Genomic DNA, 25,083 nt, shown 5'->3' with positions numbered 1-25,083 from the left:
GGTGGGCTTTGTAGAGTGTTGTTAAGCATCATCGGATTCTCGAATTAAGAAGCTTCTAAAAAGAATCAGGCTGGGACAAACAGATTTCTAAGATGAAAAAGCCGGTGAAATTTTACGACGAGTAAAATTTCCACCGGCTTTTATTTCTTCTTCAATAAACATAAGGACCACTTCTGATAAAATAAAGTTACCACACAAAATTCAACCAGAAAGAAGGGTCCTTATGTTTAAAGATTATAACATGAATCAAATTATTTTGCCTTTAGATTTAGCAGTAAAATTACAAGAAAAATGATATCACGTTTTCCACCCATCACTTAGTCGAGAGTATTCCTCAAGAAGCCAACGACAATAAATTCACGTTTGTCTGGCTGGGCATATGATGAGAAAAATGATACGTTTACCTGCCCCAATAAACAAAAGGTCACGTTCCGGTACGATTCAACACGAACAGATAAAACAGGATTTCAGCGACATGTTAAAGCGTATGAATGCGAGGACTGTTCAAGCTGCCCATTGCGAACGTTTTGTACAAAAGCGAAAGAAGGTACAAATCGTAAACTCATGATCAAAGAAAAATGGAACAGCAAAAAGAATATGTAAAGACGAAGCTTTCGGAAGAAGAAACGGCTGCCATTTACCGTTAACGCAAAATAGACGCAGAGCCAGTTTTAGGATTCTTGAAGGCTAATTTAGGTTTCACTCGGTTCTCAGTTCGAGGGCAATCGAAAGTCGATAACGAAATCGGCCTCGCGTTAATGGCCGTGAACATAAGAAAATACACGAGAGGAGCTTAAGATCTAGCCTATCGAACATCAGAATATATAAGAAAAAGTGAAATCGCTCGGCGATTTCACTTTTTTCAATAGCTGAAACTATTTGTGCCAGCCTCTTTCTGAAGAAGCATTTATTTCATTGAAACTGGTAGCTTTTGAGAAACAGGAGAGTATTGATTGCTACTTCCATCAGCATCAACAGTCATTGTTACTTCATATGTCTGCCCTTGTACAATATTTGTAGAGGCTCTTCCGCGTACTTCAGAAGTGGTATTTACATTTGTTAATGTTAACGTTTTTGAGTCTTCGCTAATTGTAGCGTCAGTAACAGCTAGCTCTGAAATTTTAGTCCAAGCCCCATTTAACAAGACCATGTCATTTAAGTCCCATTCAAAGTTAGCTTGGAAATTGATACTTCCATTTTTAAACTCTGTAGTTGTTTTATAGAAAGATATAAAAATACTAGTAGTGGTTGCGCCTTCAATCAAAGAAAATTGTCCTACGGTTGGGACAGTTACTACGCTATTCTCGTCTTATAGCTCTTCGCTTTATATCGAGCCTTCACCGTACGGATGACTTTCATCACATACGGCGATCCGTCAATTATAGTCTTTTTTCTTACTTCCCCAAACCTAATAATACAGAGATCTTCCTTTTAAGCTATAACCAAAATAAGGTAACTAATTGTCAAACTACCGAGAGTGCCCGTATATGAAATAGTGGGTCGAGGTTCCTGTCCCTATAACCCATGATCGACAAATTTCGGGGCGTCACAGTGACGACCCGAACGCCCCGCTACGCCCCGAACTACTATGCCCCGGATTTAAGATCTCTATTATGCTCCACCCAATACTCAATAAACGCACTAGCCGGCAATGGTCTGCTATAGAAAAAACCTTGAATTTCATCGCACTCCCACTCATGAAGACATTGCAGTTGATCTTCGTTTTCTACTCCTTCGGCTGTTACTTGGATTCCAAGGTTTCTTGCTATTGATATCAAAGATTGTACAATCGCGGCATGCCTTTGATGGTTTGGAAGGTCTCGAATAAAGGATTGATCAATCTTAATTCGATCTAATGGGAATTTTGATAAGATCGTTAAGGATGTATAGCCTGTGCCAAAGTCATCCATCGTGATTTGCACACCTAGATCCTTGAGAATTTTTATTTTTTCAATCGTGAGTTCAGTGTTCTCAATCGCCAAACTTTCAGTGATCTCGATATCTATTTTGCATGGAGAAACAGAGAATTCTTTCAAGCTTTTCATAAGATAAGGAACAAAGTTAGGATCAAGGAATTGCTTGGGAGATATATTTATGGATATATGACACTCGGTTGCAGCTCCTTTTACCCAATCACTATATTGCTTAAGCGCTTGTCTGATAATCCATTTGCCTAATTGAATGATTAAATCTGTTTCTTCTGCTAAAGGGATAAACTCGCCTGGGCTGACAAAGCCTTTAGTAGGATGCTGCCAGCGTATCAACGCTTCTGCACCAACAATTTTCTTATCTTTAGCACTATGTTTAGGTTGATAATATAGTTCAAATTGTTCTTCTTCAATCGCAACTTTCAATTCCTCATACATCGTAATTTTGGACAGCATATTTTCCTCTAGAGATTCTTTATACTCTGAGTAATTATTGCGGCCAGCTTTTTTTGCAGCATACATGGCCATATCTGCATGTTTAATTAATTTATGATAGTCTTGTCCATCTTTCGGATAATAGGAGATTCCCATACTTAACGTAATTTCCTTCTGCTGTCCTTCTAGATTAAAGGTTTTCTGCATCTCTAGCTGAATCTCTTCTATTATTTTTTTTACTTCATTAGCGTTTGTGACTTCGGTTAAGCAGACGAGAAATTCGTCCCCGCCAAGTCTGGCAATTAGACCATTTTTCTGGACGGCATATTTTAATCTCATAGTAATTAATTTCAATAAAGTATCCCCGGCAGCATGGCCGAGATGGTCGTTAATATCTTTGAACAAATCAACATCAATTAGTATGGTCGCAAAAAAGCTGTCTTTTTTAATCTGGTCGTCTACTTCTTTATATATTGCCCGCCGGTTCAGTAGTCCGGTGAGTTCGTCATGGTACGCCAGGAAGTTCACTCTTTTTTGAACTTTATTTTGTTCTGTAACATCCTGGGCAATGACATATATGCCTGTAACAGAATCATCTATGTTGATTTGTGTTGCTGTCGCTTTGAGATTTACGATCTCTTTATTTTTAGCAATGATAAAGGTCTCAAAACTAATACTGCTTCCTTTTTTTATCTGATGAAGAAATGTTTTTAATTTCTCGGTTTCATCCTTATACAATAAATCATTTATTTTGAGCTGCAGAATTTCCTCTGAAGTGTAGCCTGTTAAAGGGTAAACGGAGGGGTTCACATCTTTAAGATTCCCCTCAAGATCTAAAATGAAAATAGCATCAGGATTGTATTGAAATAATGATCTATATTGCTGTTCCTTTATTTTTAATTTCATATTTTGTTTCTCTACAAGGCCATGCTGATAGATCATCTGGTTTTCAATATAATTGATGGTGATAATAAACAATATAAGCAAGCTGCTTAAAGAAATGATTGTCATAGAGTAGTTTAATCCATAAACTAGACTTTCTATAAAAAGATAAATAATAGAAGAGTAAGAAATACTAAATATGATAAAGAAAACAGAACTCTTTGCATAGGTATTTGTTCGATTGAGCATTAATCTGTCTATATGAAGGTGCTCGAAAATCCTTGCAATATTATAAATAGATGCTGATAAGAGTACGAAAGAGTAAGCAATTATTTTGCCGTTCATATGAATGGAGATAGAATAAACGCTTCCCAGCAAATAATGTATATAAAGTAAAATAAAAGAGGCAACCATCCCGCTTAATAAAAGATAGCCGAGAATTCCCTTCCTCTGATTGGTTACGACTCTGGATGGATATATCGTAAATTTTCCAAGAGTATTCAATAGCAAGAAGATAATGAAGCTAGAAGTATATGTATAAATACTACTCTGTAAAGTAAGAAATATACTTTCTTCTGATAATTTAATGACTTTCATACTTAAAAGAGATATGTATGGAATAAAGGAAATAATTACGCTACATTGGAGAGCTAAAAATAGCATATAAAATACCTCTTTCAACTTCTTCCCAGCACTCGTACTTGCTACATATATATTTATATTCAATATAGAAACACAAATCACACAGCAAACAAGTAAATAAAATAGTAAATTCACCATGGACGATCCTCCTGATCTTAGATGCGAAAGTGGTACTTTTGTCCTTAGCACATTATATAATTAATTTAGCGATTTGTGCGGAAATATGGGGTGGAAGATTGTTCCTGTTTTGTGTGTATTTGTTTGTATATGCGGCTAGTGCGTGGGTGTGCTTGTTTGTGCTTGTTTGTGCGTCGTATGTGCGTCACAGTGACGCCCCGGAATTTGTCGAACGCGATATCCAATTTTAGTTTGCGATCTTTAAATATTTGCAGTGAATAAGGCTTGACATACTAAGTATTTTTGTTATTATTAGTGTAAAATTACACTAAATAAGAGTAGTAAACTCCTATCTTCTAGAAGCTCCTCTGGTAGTGACAGCGATAGAGTTACAAATACAATATTCTTGGGGGATCTTTACGTGAAAAAAATATTAATGTATTTTTCTTTTGCCTTTTTAATTATCAATCTTATGCTTCAGCTCTATGATCATTTCGTGTTTGGACTGCCTATATTTACTTTTGGTGATATTTATATATGTACAATTGGAACGATAATAGGGATTGTCTGGCTATTTAAATGGAGAAACATCTTCACAATTATTGGATTTCTAGGGAACTTCTTAATGGCTGCTTATGTGTGGGGAGCTCTAATTATTTTGCTGGCGTCACAGTGACGTCCCGGAATTTGTCGAATGGTGTTGGGGTTTAAAAGGTATGAATGAATAGAGTGGGTCGAGGAACCTGTCCCTAAAACCCGCCGCAAACTGGGTCAAGGAACCTGTCCCCACAACCCACCCACAACCCACCGCCAAAATAAAAAAGCTAACATAACGTTAGCTTTTTTAAGATTCAACCTTATCCTTCATAAAAGACTTAGAAAGAGTCTTCAAGATTTCGGCATTTAGTTCAATGTCATTTTCATACGCATATTTAATGGCATATCCTAATCCGAGCGTCATACTGCCGGCTATGCCTGCACCTGCAGCGGAGCCAGCGCCGGGAATGAATTTTACTGCTTGTCTGAATAAGCTTTTGCCAATATTACCTGCGAATGTTGCGATTGCCAGTTCTTTTGCCCGGTCTTTAGAGAGCGGCTTTTCGTATAATGTTGCTAATTTTACCATTAGCCCCACTTGAATACTGGTAAGCGGAATAATATCAGAACCAGGGAGTGGCACCGCACCTACAGCAGCGGCAGATGAGGCAGCTGCTAGAATCCATTTGTTCGCCGTCGAAGACTTTTCTTTAATTTGCCTGGCAAAGAGAATGTCTTTATTTTTTTCTTTAAGGATATCCAAGATAGCATTTCTGAGCATATCCACGTTTTGCCCAGTTCTTGAGGAAATCGGTGTGACTTTAAAATCGTAGTTTGTTTTATCTTGTACATATTTTACAAGATTAGGAATGTCCTCAGCAGCATCTATTTTATTCAAAACAAAGATGATGTTCTTGTTTACTTTTCTTATATTGTCAAAATGCTTCTTTTCACCTTCGGAAAACACAGTTCCTGCAGCATTTAAGAAAAATAAGATGACATCTGCCTCTTTATAAAACTTCAGCGTTTCTTCGGAATTTTTATGATTAATATCATCAAGTCCAGGTGTGTCAGCAAATATGATTTTGTCTTTGTATGGATACTTCTTTACAATGACAGTTTCTCCTGGCTCGGCACCAACAGAAGCGACTTCTTCCCCAATTAATCGGTTTAATGTAGAAGATTTCCCTGCATTAACATCACCAATCATGGCAAAAACAATTTCTTTCTCAAGCTGTTCATTTACTTTTTTCATCTCATCATCATAGGCTTTATTGAAATCATTTTCATTGAATTTAAAATCTGTCATATTCGTCACTCCTTTTACAAAATTTTAGCAAATTTGCTCGGAATTTGCACTTGTCACAGTGACACCCCGGAATTTGTCGAAAAAAAACAGCCCTTCCACTAATGGGAAGGCTGTTTTTCAACTATGCGAGAAAGTGGGTCAAGGAACCTGTCCCCAAAACCCACCCAAAACCCACTTATTCCTGCTTCGAGTCCAACACTCTCCTGCCCCAAACCCCAGCTCGTTTATGAACTACAACAATTATAGCTGCGGTAATCAGAAGGACAATCGGTGTGACCCATGGCAAGCCAGAGAATGCCAGTATTGGTGCAAAGGTGATGATGGCGACTTCTACCGGAACCATGCCGATATAGGCCAAGGCATAATCATCAATGGTTTTGCTTTTTAATTCAGGATCAACGATGCGCAATAATGCTAAGCCCATTGCGACCGTTCCCGTGCTCCAGCCCCATCCAAATAAAGATTTCTCAAACCAGTAGTTTCTAAAAATGTTCGGTCCAAGAAAGCGGAACATGAGGTAAGCCCAAATGATACCGAATACAAAAAGTAAAATGAGTGGAACAGCATAATCAAGAACGACCGTTAAATTAATTGAGGCAATTCCGCTCACAACTAAATAATCTGTAGCACTTCCGCCGATCCGATCCATCACTCGCTGGTCGATGTAGGAATCTGCTTTTGTTTTACGCATAATAAATTGGAAGATGAGCCCGACCACAAAGGCAACACTTAGCAATGGAATCGAAATGACCGGAATAAGCTCGCCGAGTCTTTCTGTCAGCCAGTAAGCTGCACCAACTACAAAAAACATGATCGAAATATGCAGAACTAAAGGATCAATAGCACTAGGAGAAATGGTTTCTGTACCCATATGTACGCGTTTTGAAGCGGGGATTAGCCCTGTACGCAGTTCAGTTGGAAGGTCTTTGAAGCTGGATATAAATTGTGTATGTCCTTTTTGTGTTCCTCTTTTAACAAGAATAAGTCCGCCGATGACAGCTACTAATAGACCGATCGTTGCAGATGTCATGCCAAGCGTCATGGCTTCGTCCCAGCCATATTGTGCAAAGCCATCTCCAATGGCTGCGGCTGTTCCGTGCCCGCCCACAAAGCCGGCTCCTAAAATAATCCCAAATCCGCTAGGCAAGTCTTGGAATACTTGATTAATGACAACTAGACCAAATAGAGCACCGCCGCCCCACATCAATGTAGTCAGAAGCATGGAGTAAGACCACATTTCCCGAACCCGATGGATAATCTCTCTAATTTGTACTTTCGCTGCACCAATTGGAATGGCTGCAAAAATAAAGGCAATTAATAATCCTGGGTATGAAGAAAATTGATCGGAAAATGGCAGAAGATCTGCGCCGAATGGACCAAGAGCTAGCCCGATAAATCCTCCAATAATACTGGCTGGCAAGAACAACGCCTGCAGGAATTTAACCTTTGCTCTTAAAATTGTTCCAAGTAAAATCAACCCGGACATCAAACTGAAATCAACCAAAAAACCCCAAATTGTGAATTCTGTCAAACTGACTCCCCCTTTTATGTAAACTAGATTCACTTTTAAGTATACATTATTTTATTCGGGGCGTCACAGTGACCACCCGAAAAATCGTGGTTTTTGTCGATATTCCTCCATGTAATGAAGATTTATGCAAAGCAATAGAGGAGTTAAAACGTTGCTGTTGAATGTATAAGCTATGCTCCCCAATTAGTTGTTTCCTCTTTAATATGTTTCATGCTAAAAAAATTCCCAGCAAGTTAATCAAATTTAAAATTTCAAAAAGGATGTGGAAACAGTTTAATGCCGTACAAAAAAAGAATATACGTACCAGAATGTCATTATCATGTTGTGAGCAGAGGAAACCGCCGGGATCCTTTGTTTATGGACTGGGAAGATTATGATGTCTTTTTTTACAATCTGGAAGACATTTACGACAAATACCCCTTCGAAATCACCTCTTATTGCCTCATGAACAACCACTACCACCTGCAGCTCCGTTCTCAAATCATTTCCATCAGCAAATTAATGGCCCTGATTAATAAAAAATACGCAAACTACTACAATACGAAATATAAACTGACTGGTCATGTCTATGAAAAAAGATTTTTTGATGACATCCTGGTTGACCAAAGATCGATATTAGCGGTCAGCCGCTATATTCACCTGAATCCAGTAGAAGCCCTTATGGTGAAAAGTCCTGATCAATACCCATGGAGCAGCATGCAATACTTTATGACTGATATGGAAACACCACGCTACCTAAACATTGACTGCATTCTAGATTGTTTTGAGGGAACAAAAGAAGAAAGGCGGGAGCAGTATTTTCGGTTTTTGAAAGAGAAACCTTGGCCGGCGTCACAGTGACGCCCCGAAATTCCTCGAACCATGTCGAAAATAGATTAATGACATATATGATAAAATGTAGTTAAAAAAAGCAGGTGAATTCCATGGCTAAGTGTGATGCTTGTGGATTGAGAGAGGCCAAAATACACCTATCAATAGAAGATGATCAGTTGAGTTTATGTAATGATTGTTATAACGAATACATGGCTGGTGAACTGGAGGTTGAGCTAGAGGAGTTGCTGGAATCCTTTTCGTTAAAGGATTCTGAAGGAGTTGTTCGAACTTTTCTTGTAGAGACTCGATTATACCCCATTGGAATCTTCATGGAGGCAAAGGAGAATATTGAGTTTGGTTATACTTTTGCTGTCCACGGTGAACTGGAGGATGAGCAGCAGCAATTGCTCAATAGATTAATTGAGAAAACAAAAAAAGGAATCAAAGAGAAATATATCGAATCTAAAGTTTTTCTAAGCGGCCAGCCATATGAGTCATTGATCAAAGATCATTTTGCTGGCCGAATTGAGTATGATGAATTCGCAGAAGGTCTTCCGCTCATTATTATTGATGGGAGAGCCTACACATGGGAAGAAGTGGGCAGACTAATTATGTCTTACGAAGGATTTCAAATAAAAGTAAAAATGTATGATCAAACAGATTAGATTGACTAGTATTCTGTTGGGGAGTATGACTAAACAAAAAAACTAGCAGTAGCAAATGCTATACTGCTAGTTTTTTTGTTTGCGAAAATTCGACAAAACTCGGGGCGTCACTGTGACACGTCGTATTCTGCATCAATATAAAATTTAACTCGTTCTCCAATTAAGTAGTATCTGGAGTAGTGCACGGGTGTTCCATAGGTTCCGTAGATGACTTTTTTTATTAGGATGACGGGGGTGGTTTTGCTGATCCCAAGGTATGTGCATATTTCTTGGGTAGGCAGGCTGTATTCAATTTCTTTCTCTACTTTGGTGAATTTGATGTGATAATGTCCTCGAATGATCGCAAAGGTGGATGTATCGTCAGTAATTTTGCTTTCTATGCCAGGGTATAGGTTGGTGGGGAAGTAGGCGAAATCAACACTGAAGGGGCCGTGGGAATCTTTCACTACCCGAATCAGTTTTAAAAAGGAAGTGTGTCCAGTGCCGAATGCTTTGGCAATCTCTGATGTATCTTCAATGATTTCCTTATACTTAATCTCTTTTTGAATATGGTTTTCCTTTTCCCCAGTTGATAATCCTTCTGTAAATCCTTTAAGGTTTAAAAGATGAAGGTCCTTTTTAGCAATTTTCACAAAGGTACCTTTGCCGCGTATAATCTCAATAAATCCTTCTTCCACCAGTTCTTTGATCGCTCTTCGGATGGTAATGCGGCTAACTTCAAAGAGGTCACAAAGCTCTGCTTCATTCGGTATTTTTTGTCCGGCCTTAAGGTCGTGTTTTTTCACGTATTCTTTAATCCCAGCCTTAATTTGCTCGTATAGGGGGACTGGGCCGTCTATTTGTACATCCGATTTTTCATGGCTCATTTCATACTCTCCTATAGCTGTTTTTTCTTCTGTTACTTTGTAATTTTACTCTACATGAGGAGAGGATTGAATACAATAATTTTACATTTTTTTAGGGTATCCGAATCCGCCGTACATCCCGCACGTCTTTTCAGCAGAAAGAGTAGCCTTTTCAATAGCAGATGGCATGCTGTCTCCGTTTTTGTAGTTTACAAGAAAGCCTGCAATGAGACTATCACCGGCACCCATCGTATCCACAATTGAAATAGGGTTTAGCTTCTGCTCATATTGAACGCCATTTTCGAAAAATAAAGCCGGTTCGCTGCCTCTTGTTAAGGTAAAAACCCCAAATGGTAAAGCTTTTAATTCCTTAATAAAAGCAGCTAGCTCTGCTTCCGATAATTCTGCTGCTGAAAAGAAGGCATATTGGATATAGGGAGCAATAGAACGTATATAATCCATATCCTTTCGGCCGGAAAAATCATAGGAGATCTCAATAATTTTTGACAGCTTCTCAAGCTCACTTTCCATCGAAGAATAGCAGCTTACATGACAAAGGTCGAATCCTTTGGTATATTCCAGCTCATCATCAATAAGCTGAAGCTTAAACATTCGCTGTACCGTGTTTTTGGGACCTCCGACAAAAATGCGGTCTCCATTCTCGAGTGTAACCCGCGGCTGGCCGCTAAGTCCCATGACGGTTCTGGAATACTGGAAATCTATATCTTCCTGCTTTAAAGCATATTTGATATGGTCCGCTTTCTCATCATTCCCGAAAATCCCGATATAGGAAACCTGTTCTGCCCCATTACGCCGGGCATTGACAGCTACATTCACACAATTTCCGCCAGGATAATAAATATCCTGGTCCAAATAACAATCTACTACATTATCACCAATTGCAATCAGTTTCATCGTGTTTCCTCCTATTATATGTGTGTACTATCCTTTAACAGACCCCTCAGACAATCCTCTAACCAAATACTTCTGCAGAAAAATCAGCAGAATGATCATCGGGATCGAAGCGATCACCATGCCTGAAAGCAGCACGCCCCAATCTGTACGAAGAGCATCTCTGAAATTCATGAGCCCGGAAGGAATTGTTTTTAAATCATTTGAATCAATAAATACGGTTGCAAATAAAAACTCATTCCAAGCAAAGTAAGCTGTTAAAACAACTGTTGTAATAAGGATAGGAATCGATAATGGAAGATAAATTTTCGTGTAAATTTTAAATTCACTGCACCCATCAATAATCGCCGATTCCTCAAGCTCCCGCGGAATACTTAAGAAGAAGGCACGAATTAAAATAATGGTTAGGGGCAAACGGTAAGCCACATAGATTAAAATCAGCGCCCATCTTGTATTAATCAAATCCATCCATGTCAGCAGTTCGAATAGAGGAATCAGCGCAACCTGCGGATTCATCATCAAGCCGCCGATAATAATATAGAGCGAAATATCGATCCATTTGGATTTATATCTGGATAGTGCAAATGCCGCCATGGAGCCAATGAACACGACTAAAATGATCGTTGCACCTGTCACAACTACACTATTGAGAAAATAGCTTGAAATTCCCAATGACCAGGCGGTTGCATAGTTTTCGAAATGCCAAACTTCCGGTAATCCCCATACATTGTTGTATATCTCATCATAGCTTTTTAACGAAGAGATCACCATCCAGTATAGAGGATAAAGGATGATTAACGAGAAAATAATCAGACCTATAAAAGTGATGTTCCGGGAAAGAGATGAGGCAGCGGTCCCAAAATGGTTTTTGCTCTTAAACATGGCTTAATCCTCCTTTCCTGTACCTGAGACTTTAATTTGAATCACTGCAAAAATAGCAGTCAAAATGAAGATCAGCGTTGCAATTGCTGAAGCGTAGCCCATATTATCCTTCACAAAGCCTTCCTGATACATATGGACTGCTAGAGTCATAGAACTAAAGCCAGGTCCGCCATTTGTTAAAATATACGGCTCATTAAAAACGAGCATAGAGCCGGTTACGGTTATGAGCAGGTTAACAAACATCGTTTCTTTTACTTGTGGAACCGTAATGCTGAAAAACTTTCTGATTTTGCCTGCACCATCAATATCGGCTGCTTCATATAATTCTTTTGGAATTTTCTGAATCGCAACGATAAAGAGCATTGTAATGAAGCCGATGCTTTGCCATTGCGACATCGCTATGACGGCATAAATAGAAGTGGTGCTATTGCCTAGCCACGGCTTGGCCAAATTCTCAAGACCAATTAATTCCAAGAAGCTATTCAAGATTCCGATCTGCGGGTTATATATGAAACCAAACAAAAGGGCGATAACAGAAATGGATATCATAACTGGGACAAAGTAAATAATCCGCAGTACAGGAGCTGCTCTTCGAAAGAGCTTATCTTCTAAAATAGCTGCCAATATTAATGCAAAAAAGACTTGAAACAGTACGGAAAGGACAGCATATTTAATGTTATTGATAAAAGCGGTTGTCACGATCTGATCTTCGAATAGGTTTTTAAAAGCCTTCAATCCGACAAATTCTTTTGTTTGGGAAAAAACGCTAAATTCAAAGAGACTATTATAGAAATTTTGAATAAGTGGAATATAGATGAAGATTCCTAAAAATAAGAGGCTTGGTAAAAGAAATAGGAAAGGAATCCATTTGTTTTTTCTGCTGACCACCCTTTACACCTACTTTCGGATATAATGTAACCATTTGAGGAATAGCTCCAATCTTCCTAAGAAGAAAGGAGCTTGTTTGAATTTTTAGGATATTATGTGTGTATCTCATCGATCAAGTTATATTTTCTATTTCATGCCTTCTACTGTCTGCTGCACCTCGCTTAAGATATCAGCGGGAGTCGATTGGCCAGTGGCAAGACCTTGACTGCCTCGCATAAATACATCAGCTACATTGATATCTAGAGCATTATCAAACCATGGTGAAACAGACGTCGCATTTAACACAAGATCATAAGCTTCCAAACTCGTTTCATTTGCATTTTCAGCTGTCACGGATCCTTCAATGGCATTAAGCTGTCCGTCTGTTTCCGTGAAACTGAAAGCTGTCTCATTAGAAGTTAAGAATTTCAAGAATTCTACTGCTTCCTCAGGGGCGTTTTTACTTAACATCCAGCCTTCAGGAGCGCCAGTTAAAGCTGTTTGATCGCCTTTGCCATCTTCAAAGGAAGGGAAGTCGAAGAAACCAAATTCTACATCTCCAATTTCCTCTACAAGTTTAATCTCAGCAAATTGCATGTAAAGAATCGGAACTTCACCGCTGCCGAACATATTCCGGGCAGCTTCATGATCGATTGCAGTCGAGACATCGCCCATATAAGTGGTTAATTCTTGGAAAACCTCAAGACCTTTGATATAACCTTCATCTGTAAATTCGGCATTTTCCAAGCTATAATCTGTTGCTAGCACTTCAGGGTCTACTAATCTTTGAAAGATTGTGCCTAAGTAATGGGAGATGGCCCATGTATTTGTTAGTCCTTCTACTAATGGCTGCTCGTAGCCAGCCTTTTGCAGGTCATCTAAGACAGCGATAAATTCATCATATGTTTTTGGAATTTCAATTCCGTGCTCTTCAAAGACCTTCTTATTATAGAAGAAAGCTTTACCGTCAACTGTGAATGGAACACCGTATGTCGCATCATCAAAAGTAAATCCTTTAAACTGGGATTCTACTATCTTAGAAGACCATTCGGTGTCTTCCTTTAAAATATCATCGACAGGCAAGATTTTTCCTGAGGATACCAGGTTTTTTGCAAATGAATCAGACCAAGATGAAAAGATGTCAGGCAGGTTGTCGTTGGAGACAAGCACTTTAATTTTTTCTTTGTAGGAATCATTTAACACATAATCAACGTTAATATGGACATCCGGATTTTGCTCCATAAACTCTTCAATTTTTTGATCGTAAAAGGATTTTCTCGGCTCATTTGGCCACCGGTGGAAAAAGTCTATTTCAGTTTTTCCTTCACTTGAACTGGCTCCATCGCTGGAATTGCAGGCGGACAATATTGATACGATTACGAGCAATAAGACCCAATATTTTCTCCCTCTCATGATAAGCCTCCCCCAAATATGGCGGTTTTCGGCAGCGAGTGACTGTCTAGATCTCATAGGCGGATTCCGTGATGTTTTCCCTGCCTATTACGCACTTTTTTAAAACCCTTCATCCATTAAGCTTTACGAGATTAATAGTCCATTTTCCACATATATCTTCGTACAGACAGCGGGTGGCCTGTATGCTCTGCTAAAGCATCCGCATACAAACGGAGCACAACTCCAATGATCGCTGGACCAAAGTATTCTTTAAGATCTTCGTCAATTCCTTCATATATTAACGTTTCTACATCCACAACCTCGACCTTTTCACTGAACTTTTTCGCAAAGCTTAATGCGCGTTCATCGAGTGGGCGGCTTGGACCTTCTCCTAGGATTAAGAGGAATGGTACATCATAATCTGTTACCTCGAAAGGTCCGTGGAAATATTCACCGGAATGAATGGCGTTTGAATGAATCCATAGCATTTCCATCAGCAGGCAGCTTGTAAACGAATATGCCTGATGGATGTAGGCTCCGCTGGCCATGGTGTAGATGATATTTTCACGCTTGTTCTTTTTGCCAAAGGTATCTGCTGTTTCAGCGAATTTTTCTCTGTTTTTTGTGTACAGATCTTCGAGAAGAGCTAATTGTGTGACTACACGTGCAAATTTTTCGTTAGGGGCAAATACATTTAAAAGCTGGAAGATTAAGCTATAGAACATTCCTGTTTCACCATCGATCGCATCTGAGCCATCTTTATAGTTGTAATGAATGATATATTCTGATGACTGACAAAGAGGAGAATCTGTTTCCATTGATATGGCAACGGTTAGAGCACCTTTTTGTCTGGCAAAGCTTGCAGCCTTTACGGTTTCAGGAGTTGTACCAGAATGAGATCTGAGAATAACTAAGCTGTTCTGGCCTAAAGACTTTGGATTACGATGGATGAATTCATTTGATGTGTAGACAAAGGATGCGACACTTGTTTCTTTCGTAAAAAAGTAATCACCCAGTGACAGAGAAGCCATCGAACCTCCACAAGCGATAAAGAAAACATTCTTAATCTGTCTGCTCTTCACAGCCTCAATCACATTTTCGAGCTGCTCCACATGTTCCGGCTTCATAGACTTATTACTCACCAATACTCCACTTTCTTGTTTCATCATTCCACCTCCGAAAATTTATAACATCATATGACGTTATATTAATTAGTATCATAAAACTGAATATTGTTAATTGTCAATATCTTTATTCGTCACAGTGACGCCCCGCATTTTGGCGATAATTGTCGATCTTTATGACGCCATCCGCAAGACAAAGGTCAGGATTTTAGATTTCAATATAGAGTCAGCAGGCAATTTTAATAAAAATTCAATGGAATCACATACGTTTTAAAACGATAATTAAGAAAATAAATATATCTCCTTTTTCATCATTTTTTGTCGATAATTAATGTTTAAAATTCTCCTTCAGTCTATAACTTTTTTGTGGCCTTCTTCGTCTAATGATATGAAAACGAAAAAGGAGTGACAGAATTAAAGAATAAGTTATCTGCATTTTTATTGTCATTATTATTAATTTTATCTGCGGGAGTATTTTATTACGAAGGTGCCCCAGTCCCTGTTGAAGCTAAGGAACAACAGGAAAACGTGTCATCTGAAGGAGAATTAGATGAAGAGCCTCAAGTTGAAACCATTAAGGAAGAAGCAAAAGAGGAGCAGCCTGTTGGCTCTGAAAAGGATGAACAGCAATCTGGGGAGAAACAAGAAGAAGGTAAACAGGAGTATAAGTCCGAAAATCATGATAAAAAAAAGACTATAACCATTTACGGAGAAACTTATCATCTTATGATGGATGATCCTAATGCGAAGTCTGTGAAGGCAGCTCAATCTATTGGCGCTGATTTCTATGCTATCCCTCAATCAGATGTAGCTGCACTTGTAAAAGACGGAGAAGTTATTGCCAATATGTCTGTTGGGACGATGAGAATCCTTCCGGAGTATAAAGAGTTTGTGTCAAATTATGTCCAGCATCGCAAGGAAAGAGGAATTGAAGAGAATATCGACCTTGTTCTAAACACAGGAGCAAAAGTACACGCAGAGTTTGAGAATTATTCATACTACTTGCTTTCCCTTGAAGATGGATATTTGATTGTACATTATGATTGATATTTATATAGAAGAAACTAGCGATAGCAAAAGCTATTATGCTAGTTTCTTTTTTTGTTTTTGAATAAATCGACAAAAATCGGGATTCTTCGGGGCGTCACTGTGACGCCCCGAAAACGCCCCGAAAACGCCCCGAAAACGCCCCAAAAGTGCAAGCCTCGAACGCCCCCAAAAACCCCAACCACACCAACCCCCGCCCAAAGTCCCGACTAAACAAAACCTTAACGATTTATCCACAAACGCTTACAATTCTGAAATCTATTATTTACAAATAATTGCTAGGATTGGAATGTATAACTAATACATAGTAGGGAGTGTTGAGAATTGAAGAAGAACTTTTCTTGGAAGAAAGCGGTAGGAGCTTTAGTAGCAACATCTGTTGTTCTTTCAGCAGGCATCCCAACATCAGCAGCAAGTGCTGCGGAGAAAGGTACAGCTAAGAATGTTATTTTAATGATCCCGGATGGAATGGGTGCGAGCTATTTGACAGCATCTCGTATTTTCAAAGGGGAAGAGCTTAGCTTTGAACGTTATATGAAAGGCATGATGAAAACGTACTCTGCAGACACAAGTGTAACGGATTCAGCTGCAGCAGGTACGGCAATGGCAACAGGATATAAGACAGATAACGGCATGATTTCCGTAACTCCAGATGGAGAACAGCCGGATTCGATTTTAGATGCTGCCCGCGATAAAGATAAAGCAACTGGATTAGTAGCAACTTCTCGTATTACACACGCAACTCCGGCAGTGTTCACTTCTCATGATCCATCAAGAGGAAATGAAGCCGTTCTTGCACAGCAGTATATTAACAATGTTGATGTAATCCTTGGCGGCGGACGTGATATGTTCACACTTGAAAAAGATGGCGGTAATCAAACGGATCGTGACTTAGTAGCTGAAGCTAAAGAAGCGGGCTATGAATATGTTACAGAAAAATCTCAATTAGATTCAGTAGAAGGCAATAAAGTACTAGGTTTATTTGCAGATGCTGCACTAACTTACGAGATTGATAGAGTTGATCAGGAGCAGCCAAGCTTAACAGATATGACAGAATTTGCGATTGATACACTAAGCAAAGATCAAGATGGATTCTTCCTTATGGTAGAAGGAAGCCAGATTGACTGGGCTGGACATGCGAACGACCCAGTAGCAGCAGTTACAGATATGCTTGAATTTGATCGTGCTGTTGAAAAGGCGCTAGATTTCGCTAAGAAAGATAAGAACACACTTGTTGTCGTGGTTGGAGATCATGAAACAGGCGGAATGAACATTGGTACTACTGACGGCGGTTATGCGGATAACATTGATGTTTTGAAAAATATCAAAATGAGCAACAACGTTTTAGCTACGAAACTAGCAGAAGAAGCGGACGTAATTTCGATTACAAATGCGAAAGAATCTGAAGGTAATTACTACTTGCCAATTCGTGATGCTGCAAAAGAACTAGGAGCTAAATTCTCTTTTAACTCTAAATCAGGAAAAGCAACGGTTACTTTAGATGGTACAAAAGCGACAATCGATTTATTGAAGAGAACAACTGCAGTAAAAGGTGAAAATGGCCGTATTGGCATCGTGAAAACACCTGGTGTAAACCATGTAGATTTCCAAGACTTCACAGAGTTATTTGATTTACAAGCTGGTTATCAAATCGGTGACAACAAAGCTGACAACAAAGCATATGTAGTTGATGCTGAAAGTGTCTTAGAAAAGCACACGAAGCTTGATATCAATGATGAGGATTTAGAATTATTAACATCTCAGCCATGGAACGGAAGCACTTTGGTTAACACACTTGGAACAATCATTTCCAACCATGCTTATATTAGCTGGGGAACACGCAACCACTCTGGTGTTGAAATCCCTCTATATGCATACGGAAAAGGTTCTGACCAATTTGTTGGTTTAATCAATAACACAGACCTGCCGCGCATTATTTCTTACCTGCAAGGCACAGAGCTATTTGAAGATGAGCAAGCGTTTATCGATGGAATGGAAGAAAGAAGAAACCAATAAAATCTGTAAAAGAGAAAACGGTGCAGCGATACTGTGCCGTTTTTTTCTATATAAGTTGAGTGTTTTGGTAAAAATCAACGTTAAAGTACATTTCTAACAATAGAAATAAAAAAGACAAAAATGCCGTCATCTTTAGCATTCTTGCCTTTTTATAAAAGCTCCATTTTAAGCATTAACTAAGTGATAAGTTCTGTGTAGATCATCCGTAAAAGAGAATACCCTCTAATACTATAATCTTCTTTTCTTTCCACAGCGAACACAGGTATCGGTATAATAACTAAATTTATGCTTTCTCTGAAAGAAGCACATAATTCCTTTTAAGCTCATTTGTCAATCCCCTTTATGGAAAAAAGTTTGTTACTAATTACCTCTTTTTTCTATTTAATGCCATTATACTAGAAAAGTTCTTTAAAGAGAACGACCTTTTTGGGAAAAAACTGTCTTTTTACAAAAATTTAATATTTTTGGAGATTTCCAAGTTATCTTTTTAATAATCGGTAGTATTGAGACCTTTTTACTAATTCTTGGTTCTCTAATTGGTTGTGCAGAGTCAATCCCTTTTTATAGCGACACACTTCCATAATAATCCAATAACCAGATTCATAAACTCAGTTTCGTCCCACCCCTCTCCTGCATATCCTAAAGGGGGGTGAGTATTTATGGTGAAAATCTTTATTGACCCAGGCCACGGAGGCAGTGATTCAGGAGCAGTGGGAAATGGGCTGCTGGAGAAGAATCTAACTTTACAGATTTCACGTGTGATTCGTGATTTGCTTTTGCAATATGAAAATGTTTCGGTCCGGATGAGCCGTGAAGGTGATCAGACGTTAACGTTAAATCAGCGGACCAGTATGGCTAATGCGTGGGGAGCTGATTTTGTTTTATCTGTTCATATAAATGCTGGAGGAGGAACAGGGTATGAGGATTTCAGGCACAGCAATCAATCCGCATCTTCTGCTTCTGGGAGAATTCAGCGGGAGATCCATGCAGCAGTTATGACGTCGTTATCATCTTTCCGCGTAGTGAATCGCGGAGTGAAAACAGCCAATTTTCATATGCTCCGTGAGTCAGATAGTCCAGCAGTGTTAACCGAAAATCTGTTTATTGATAATGCCGCGGATGCTAATTTGTTGAAACAATCGGAGGTCATAACCGCTATTGCAGTCGGTCATGTTCAAGGAATTGTTTCATTTTATAATTTGCAAGGAAAACCTAATACCAATACACCGGAGGAGGATGATCTTATGGCACAGCCCTTCAATCCTACAACGCCAACCATTCGAAATTCAGTTGCAACCGTACTGGCAAGATTTGAGCAAAAGGACCCAGCCCTCGCCAGACAATGGAGAGAACAATTCTTGAACGGACAACTAACGATCTCAGACGCAATCGGGTTACTTTATGTAGCAGTTGAACGTGGGTATATAGAAGGAAATGAATAATAGGTTAAGAGGGTGGGGAAGAGAAATCTTTTACACTCTCTTTTTTTTTCCCTTTTTAACTAGGTTGTATAAGGAAATCTTGTGGATTTGGGCAGAATGGGCTGGACTCCTGTGGGTAAGCGAGTGCTATAAAACGGAAATCGAACTGCTCATTTCTTACTAAATAGAGATAACGCTTACACCCGAAATGACAGCTCTCTACAGCATCCAACAATCTTTTTACCCACATATTGACACAATTAAACAAATATTTTGATTATAAAAAAATATTACAAAATTTCATTTACTTATCGAAATACCTATGATTATAATCAGATTATCACAAATATTTCAACATCCAGAATATTATTAAAAATAGAGGAGGGCAGATGTCAGGAATATTAAAAACAACTATAGGGGGAATTGCCTTGATCAGAAAGGTGTCTTTAGCACTGCTTATTTTTCTGATGGTATTTTCAAGCGCAGCTTATGGTGCAGTACCGCCTAAAGCTGAAAGAGAAAAGCCGGTTACATCAGGAGAAAAATTAGAATCACCAGAACATGAATATAATGATGAAGATGAAGTTCGTATTATCGTAGAATTGGACGGAGAAGCTGCAGTCCAAAAAGCACAGCAGCAAGGTAAAATTTATAGCGAATTAACTGAAACAGAGAAAGAAAGTGTAGAAAAAGATCTGATTGAACAGCAAAATCAAGTAGTTAATGAATTAAATGCAGACAAGCTTGGAATTGAAGTAATTAATAACTTTACAACAGTTGTTAATGGCTTTAGTACTGAAGTACAATACGGAAAAATTAAATTTATTGAGCAAGCGGACCGTGTGGCGACTGTACATATTGCGCACGAATACACACGGCCAGAAGTGAAGCCCGAAATGCTATACAGTAAGGAATTAGTTGAAGCGCAGCGTGCGTGGGACGAGTATGGCTTTAAAGGTGAAGGCATGGTTGTTGGTGTTATTGATACCGGCATTGATACTGAACATAGAGACATGGTTCTTTCTGAAGAAACAGAAGAAACACTTACAAAAGACGTTGTAGACGGAATCGTCGCTGAAAAAGGTCTTCCTGGTAAGTACTATACTGAGAAAGTTCCATATGCTTATAACTATATGGATCAAAACGATACGATTCTTGACCTTGGTGCAGAAGCATCTGAGCATGGAATGCACGTATCAGGTACTGTTGGTGCCAACGGGGATGAAGAAAATGGCGGTTTAAAAGGCGTCGCTCCTGAAGCACAAATTTTAGGATTGAAAGTTTTTGGCAATGATCCTGAAATGCCTTCTACATACAGTGATATTTATGTAAAGGCAATCGATGATGCTATCAAACTTGGCGTTGATGTTATTAACATGAGCTTAGGTTCCACGGCTGCATTTGTATTGCCGGAAGATCCTGAGCAAAAAGCAGTTGAGCGCGCAGTTGAAAGTGGCGTATTAATGGCTATTTCTGCTGGTAACTCTGCTCACTTTGGTAATGGATTTGCTAATCCATGGCCACAAAATCCGGATATCGGAGTTTCTGGTTCACCGGGTATTTCATATGATTCTTTACAAGTAGCATCATATGAAAATAGCTATATGAATTTAGATGCGGTTGAATACGTAATTGGCGAAGGAACAGCTGATGCAGCTCCATTCCTTTCAGCTGGAAGTGTGCATCCGAACTCTTTAGAAACAAAAGAATATGAACTTGCTTATGGCGGATTAGGGAAGCCTGAAGAGCTTGGAGATGTTGAAGGGAAATTCGCGTTGATCCGACGTGGTGAGCTTGATTTCGTTACAAAAGCTCTTAACGCACAGGCAGCAGGTGCGCTAGGTGTAATTGTTTATAATAATGCAGATGGCTATGTCAATATGGCATCCGATGCAGCAATTACAATCCCTCAGTTATTCATGCTTAAATCTGATGGAGACACGTTAGCAGCTGCTTTACAAGCTGGTGAAAGTGTTACGATTGCATTTAACGGTGAAACAACACAAGCGCCAAACCCAACTGCTGGTGCAATGAGTGATTTCACTTCATGGGGAGTTACACCAAACCTTGACTTTAAGCCTGAAATCACAGCTCCAGGCGGACAAATTTTATCTACACTTCAAAATAATGAATATGGAATGATGAGCGGTACATCAATGGCTGCACCACATGTAGCTGGCGGATCTGCTCTTGTTCTTGAGCGTGTTGATAATGAATTTGGCTTAGAAAACGCTGAACGCGTCAATATGGCGAAAAATATTTTAATGAACACAGCTAAAACATTAGAGGACAAAGGACAAGCTAATGATATTTTAGGACAAGTAAATCCTTACTCTCCTCGCCGACAAGGTGCTGGATTAATGCAGCTTCATGCAGCATTGGCTACACCTGTTGTAGTAGCTGAACAAGCAACAAATGAAGCGAAAGTTTCTCTGAAAGAAGTAGGCGATAATGTTGAATTTACGTTAGTCGCTAAAAACTACTCTGACGATGCTGTTAGCTATGATGTTGGTGTAAATGTTCAGACTGATCTTGCTTTATTCGGTGAACTTGGTTATGCAGCAAACGTACTAGAAGCACAAGCATTACAAAATGTTGGTGTGTCAGTAAATGGCTCTGAAACAGCTGTTGTTGAATTAGCTGCAGGCGAAGAGAAAACGATTAAAGTTGAACTAGATCTTACAAACGCTTCAGTCTATAACGAAAATGCATCTGCTCTAGTACCAGCAGCTGACATTTTCACGAACGGCTACTTCGTTGAAGGTTTCGTAACGTTAACGGACACTGCCGATGTTAACCCTGAGCTTTCTGTTCCTTACGTTGGCTTTAAAGGCGAATGGGATAAAGCGCAAATCGTGGATGATGCACGCTGGACAGATACAACATTCTACGGAATGACTAGCTTAGTCGATGAAAGCTTAAGCTTCCTAGGCTACAGTGCGTTTGAAACTGGAATTAATCCAGAAAATATCGCATTCTCTCCAAATGGAGATGGCGTACAGGATCAGGCAATTCCAGTTGTTTCTTTCTTAAGAAATGCGAAGAAAGTGGAATACAATATTTTAGATAGCGAAGGCAATAAACTCAGAACAATCCGTACTGAGAATCATGCCCGCAAAAATTATTATGATGGCGGAAGAGCGCAAGAATACTCCCTAAGCACAGTTCGCGGCTGGGATGGTCAAATTGATCTAAAACCTGCTGCAGAAGGCGATTATCAGTATGAAATCCGCGCAGTTGTTGACTATCCTGATGCAGAATGGCAGTCATTTACAATGCCAATCAAAGTCGACGTGACGGCTCCAGAAATTGAAGCAAGCTATGATGCAGAATCAAAAGAAATTACATTTGCTAATGTTGCTGATAATGAAGGCGGCAGCGGTGTTTATTACATCGATGTATTAGTAGATGGGTCTACTGTCCTTTCAGGTCCATTAAGTCCTGATACGGAAACATATGCTGTAAATGGTCTAACAGCAGATAACAATCTGGAAGTTGTAGTTTATGACTTTGCTGGAAACAGCACAACAGAAAAATTACAAGTTGCAGAAGATACAGTTATTCCGGATGTGCATGTCTTAACTCCAGAAGCATTTGGAACAGTTGGTTCGAAGGATGTTGTCGTTTCTGGTTATGTTAACGATAAGTCTGGTATTAAAGAGCTTGAAATCAATGGGGAATTAGTTGAAGTAGTAGTGAATCCAACTACAGGAGAGCATGAATTCTCAACAACTATTTCTTATGAAACAGATGGCGTTAAGAAGTTTGATGTGAAGACTGTTGACAACCGTGATAATGAAATTGCCTTCCAGCGCACGGTATTTGTTGATAGCACAGCTCCAACAATTGATGTAAAAGGCGCTCCAGCATCAACTGGAAAAGATAGTGTAGAAGTTTCCCTAGAAGTTGCTGATAACTTTGATGAAATCAGAGTATACAACAACGGAAGCGAAATCTTTACAAATGAATTCCTAGAGCCATATGAAATGCGCGGCTACGAAAAGACGATTGAAGATGTAGAGCTTGCTTTGAAAGACGGAAAGAATACTTTTGTCTTTGAAGTAACAGACCTTGCTGGTCATAAGGCATCTAAAACCGTTACAATCGAAAAATTAGAAGAAACACCTCCTGGTAATGGCGGCGGCACAGGTCCGATTATTCCTCCAACACCACCGGTAACACCACCGCCAACAACTGATGACGGGGAAGCTGTACTTGATGTAACAGAAGGAAAAGTGATTGATCAAATCAACGATTCTTCTAAATCTGAGGTTACAGTTGATCTATCATCCTTAGTAACTGGCGATGTATCTAAGCTGACTGCAAAAGTAGGCAAAGATACGTTCAAGAAAGTGGCTGACAGCAAAAAAGGACTTGTCGTGAAGGCGGGAACTGAAACTGTTGCATTACCAGCTGCTGTTGTTGCTGATATTGCTGAGCAAGGCAGTGACAATGTTCAAATAACAATTGAAACACTTGAAGCGAAAAATGTACCAGCTTCAAAAGGCAAAAACCTTGTATCAGAGCTTTATGATTTCTCTATCACATTACACAAAGACGGCAAGAGCACTGACTACAGCGCATTTGCTGAGCCAGTTGAAGTAACTGTTTCTGTTGATGCTGACGAAATCGATGATGCAAGAAAAACTGCTGCTTACTACTTAAATGAAGACGATGCAGCTTGGGAATATGTTGGCGGTAAAGTGTCAGGCGACAGCTTCACATTTACGGTTAACCACTTCTCAACTTACGCTGTTATTGAAAACAACGTTACATTCAAGGATGTAGCTAAGCACTGGGCAAAGGATGAAGTAGAAGTATTAGCTTCACGCTCCATCATTAATGGTAAAACTTCTGGATCGTTTGCTCCTGAAGAAGATATCACTCGTGCTCAATTCGCAGCATTGCTTGTTCGTTCCTTAAATCTTCCTGTATCTGAAGAGCAAGGATCATTCAAGGATGTAAGTGCTAATCACTGGGCTGCTTCTGATATCGAAGCTGCTTATGCTGCAGGCATCATCAGCGGTAAGCTTGACGGTTCATTTGCTCCAAGTGAAAACATCACTCGTGAACAAATGGCTGCTATGCTCATCCGTGCAGTTGAGTACAAAGATGCTTCGCTTTTAGAAGGATTGAAGCCATCAGCTCCATTCAAAGATGCTGACAGAATCAATTCGTATGCGAAGGAAGCAATTGACCAAGCTGTTGCTCTGAAATTACTAAACGGTAATTCAAATGGCACATTCGGTCCTAAGAAAAACACAACTCGTGCTCAAGCGGCTGTAGTACTTTACAGAATGCTTGATGCTCTAGATGAGTTGAAATAAGCATAAAGAAGGGGCATCCATTACGGATGCCCCTTTTGATTGTATAAGACTGCCAGTTTACTAGATTGAAAACAAGCGAATCTCGTTATAATGGCACAAAAAAATCATACCTAATGTAACCCCATTCGGACCTTAAAAGGTAGGATTCTATAGATGAAAATTACCTCCCCAACACGTTCTAACATTCATTCTTTCAACCTATCTGACTATAAATGAATTTTATATGATGATTTTTTAAAAAAACAAGTGAAAACCTAAACTTTTTTCTCACGCTCCTCGTCTAAAAAAGTGAAGTCAAAATTTAAAAATCCTTATTTTAGGTATTTTGTAACAAAAATGAAATTTTTTCGTAATAAAAGTAACTTTCTTTCAGTCGGCATCGTCTAATGAA

General features: G+C 39.2%; 17 protein-coding genes and 1 pseudogene. 8 read left to right on the top strand and 10 right to left on the bottom strand.

Going from position 1 to position 25,083, the window contains the following annotated elements; genetic code table 11:
- Window positions 1-366: 366 nt before the first annotated feature.
- Window positions 367-797 (top strand): annotated as a pseudogene (locus tag J1899_RS20210) (transposase); the annotation flags it as partial.
- Between the two features lie 110 nt (window positions 798-907).
- On the opposite strand, the gene J1899_RS20205 reads toward J1899_RS20210, so the two are convergent.
- Entirely contained in the window at window positions 908-1,264 is a 357-nt protein-coding gene (locus tag J1899_RS20205) for a hypothetical protein (protein WP_214476300.1), read from the bottom strand.
- A 322-nt stretch (window positions 1,265-1,586) separates the two neighbouring features.
- The gene (locus J1899_RS20200) at window positions 1,587-4,025 is read right to left on the bottom strand and encodes an EAL domain-containing protein (RefSeq protein ID WP_214476298.1); all 2,439 of its coding nucleotides are present in this window, start codon (window positions 4,023-4,025) and stop codon (window positions 1,587-1,589) included.
- Window positions 4,026-4,425: 400 nt separating this feature from the next.
- Between J1899_RS20200 and J1899_RS20195 the strand changes: the two genes are divergently transcribed.
- A complete protein-coding gene (locus J1899_RS20195) occupies window positions 4,426-4,680 on the top strand; it encodes a hypothetical protein (protein ID WP_214476296.1) in 255 nt (84 codons plus the stop codon).
- 168 nt (window positions 4,681-4,848) lie between these two features.
- On the opposite strand, the gene J1899_RS20190 is transcribed toward J1899_RS20195, so the two are convergent.
- Both J1899_RS20190 and J1899_RS20185 read right to left on the bottom strand, forming a co-directional pair.
- A complete protein-coding gene (locus tag J1899_RS20190) occupies window positions 4,849-5,850 on the bottom strand; it encodes a GTPase (protein ID WP_214476294.1) in 1,002 nt (333 codons plus the stop codon).
- A gap of 175 nt (window positions 5,851-6,025) precedes the next feature.
- Window positions 6,026-7,381, bottom strand: a complete 1,356-nt coding sequence (locus J1899_RS20185) for a sodium/glutamate symporter (protein ID WP_082851594.1) — start codon at window positions 7,379-7,381, stop codon at window positions 6,026-6,028.
- A gap of 276 nt (window positions 7,382-7,657) precedes the next feature.
- Here J1899_RS20185 and J1899_RS20180 point away from each other — a divergent pair, with 276 nt between their 5' ends.
- Window positions 7,658-8,221 (top strand): transposase, encoded by a 564-nt coding sequence (locus tag J1899_RS20180; RefSeq protein ID WP_214476292.1) that lies wholly within the window; start codon window positions 7,658-7,660, stop codon window positions 8,219-8,221.
- Between the two features lie 83 nt (window positions 8,222-8,304).
- Window positions 8,305-8,859 carry a DUF7686 domain-containing protein gene (locus J1899_RS20175; RefSeq protein ID WP_214476290.1) on the top strand — a complete coding sequence of 185 codons (555 nt, stop codon included), beginning with the start codon at window positions 8,305-8,307 and terminating at the stop codon, window positions 8,857-8,859.
- 107 nt (window positions 8,860-8,966) lie between these two features.
- Here J1899_RS20175 and J1899_RS20170 read toward each other — a convergent pair whose 3' ends face one another.
- The 6 genes from J1899_RS20170 to J1899_RS20145 form a co-directional block, all read right to left on the bottom strand.
- Window positions 8,967-9,725 carry a GntR family transcriptional regulator gene (locus J1899_RS20170; RefSeq protein ID WP_214476288.1) on the bottom strand — a complete coding sequence of 253 codons (759 nt, stop codon included), beginning with the start codon at window positions 9,723-9,725 and terminating at the stop codon, window positions 8,967-8,969.
- A gap of 81 nt (window positions 9,726-9,806) precedes the next feature.
- Complete coding sequence (locus J1899_RS20165) at window positions 9,807-10,619, bottom strand: PfkB family carbohydrate kinase (protein WP_214476286.1); 813 nt, start codon at window positions 10,617-10,619, stop codon at window positions 9,807-9,809.
- A gap of 27 nt (window positions 10,620-10,646) precedes the next feature.
- Window positions 10,647-11,498, bottom strand: a complete 852-nt coding sequence (locus J1899_RS20160) for a carbohydrate ABC transporter permease (protein ID WP_214476284.1) — start codon at window positions 11,496-11,498, stop codon at window positions 10,647-10,649.
- Window positions 11,499-11,501: 3 nt separating this feature from the next.
- Window positions 11,502-12,386 (bottom strand): carbohydrate ABC transporter permease, encoded by an 885-nt coding sequence (locus tag J1899_RS20155; protein ID WP_214476282.1) that lies wholly within the window; start codon window positions 12,384-12,386, stop codon window positions 11,502-11,504.
- A gap of 126 nt (window positions 12,387-12,512) precedes the next feature.
- A complete protein-coding gene (locus J1899_RS20150) occupies window positions 12,513-13,778 on the bottom strand; it encodes an ABC transporter substrate-binding protein (RefSeq protein WP_214476280.1) in 1,266 nt (421 codons plus the stop codon).
- 131 nt (window positions 13,779-13,909) lie between these two features.
- Window positions 13,910-14,926 (bottom strand): SIS domain-containing protein, encoded by a 1,017-nt coding sequence (locus J1899_RS20145; RefSeq protein ID WP_343216730.1) that lies wholly within the window; start codon window positions 14,924-14,926, stop codon window positions 13,910-13,912.
- A gap of 360 nt (window positions 14,927-15,286) precedes the next feature.
- Here J1899_RS20145 and J1899_RS20140 point away from each other — a divergent pair, with 360 nt between their 5' ends.
- From J1899_RS20140 to J1899_RS20125, 4 genes are all read left to right on the top strand, one after another.
- On the top strand, window positions 15,287-15,928 hold the full coding sequence (locus J1899_RS20140; RefSeq protein WP_214476278.1) for a hypothetical protein: 642 nt from the start codon (window positions 15,287-15,289) through the stop codon (window positions 15,926-15,928).
- Between the two features lie 324 nt (window positions 15,929-16,252).
- On the top strand, window positions 16,253-17,944 hold the full coding sequence (locus tag J1899_RS20135) for an alkaline phosphatase (RefSeq protein WP_246586532.1): 1,692 nt from the start codon (window positions 16,253-16,255) through the stop codon (window positions 17,942-17,944).
- 659 nt (window positions 17,945-18,603) lie between these two features.
- A complete protein-coding gene (locus J1899_RS20130) occupies window positions 18,604-19,386 on the top strand; it encodes an N-acetylmuramoyl-L-alanine amidase family protein (protein WP_214476276.1) in 783 nt (260 codons plus the stop codon).
- 368 nt (window positions 19,387-19,754) lie between these two features.
- Complete coding sequence (locus tag J1899_RS20125) at window positions 19,755-24,692, top strand: S8 family serine peptidase (RefSeq protein ID WP_214476275.1); 4,938 nt, start codon at window positions 19,755-19,757, stop codon at window positions 24,690-24,692.
- The last annotated feature ends 391 nt before the right edge of the window (window positions 24,693-25,083 follow it).

The sequence above is a fragment of the Cytobacillus gottheilii genome (assembly GCF_018582665.1).
Lineage (GTDB): Bacteria > Bacillota > Bacilli > Bacillales > Cytobacillaceae > Cytobacillus > Cytobacillus gottheilii.
This window is presented reverse-complemented; position numbering and strand designations above follow the sequence as displayed.

Excerpts from the sequence above, each read along its gene's own strand:
- J1899_RS20200 (WP_214476298.1), bottom strand. The coding sequence starts at position 4,025 with ATGGTGAATTTACTATTTTATTTACTTGTTTGCTGTGTGATTTGTGTT.
- J1899_RS20190 (WP_214476294.1), bottom strand. The coding sequence starts at position 5,850 with ATGACAGATTTTAAATTCAATGAAAATGATTTCAATAAAGCCTATGAT.
- J1899_RS20180 (WP_214476292.1), top strand. The coding sequence starts at position 7,658 with ATGCCGTACAAAAAAAGAATATACGTACCAGAATGTCATTATCATGTT.
- J1899_RS20175 (WP_214476290.1), top strand. The coding sequence starts at position 8,305 with ATGGCTAAGTGTGATGCTTGTGGATTGAGAGAGGCCAAAATACACCTA.
- J1899_RS20170 (WP_214476288.1), bottom strand. The coding sequence starts at position 9,725 with ATGAGCCATGAAAAATCGGATGTACAAATAGACGGCCCAGTCCCCCTA.
- J1899_RS20165 (WP_214476286.1), bottom strand. The coding sequence starts at position 10,619 with ATGAAACTGATTGCAATTGGTGATAATGTAGTAGATTGTTATTTGGAC.
- J1899_RS20160 (WP_214476284.1), bottom strand. The coding sequence starts at position 11,498 with ATGTTTAAGAGCAAAAACCATTTTGGGACCGCTGCCTCATCTCTTTCC.
- J1899_RS20150 (WP_214476280.1), bottom strand. The coding sequence starts at position 13,778 with ATGAGAGGGAGAAAATATTGGGTCTTATTGCTCGTAATCGTATCAATA.
- J1899_RS20145 (WP_343216730.1), bottom strand. The coding sequence starts at position 14,926 with ATGATGAAACAAGAAAGTGGAGTATTGGTGAGTAATAAGTCTATGAAG.
- J1899_RS20130 (WP_214476276.1), top strand. The coding sequence starts at position 18,604 with ATGGTGAAAATCTTTATTGACCCAGGCCACGGAGGCAGTGATTCAGGA.
- J1899_RS20125 (WP_214476275.1), top strand. The coding sequence starts at position 19,755 with ATGTCAGGAATATTAAAAACAACTATAGGGGGAATTGCCTTGATCAGA.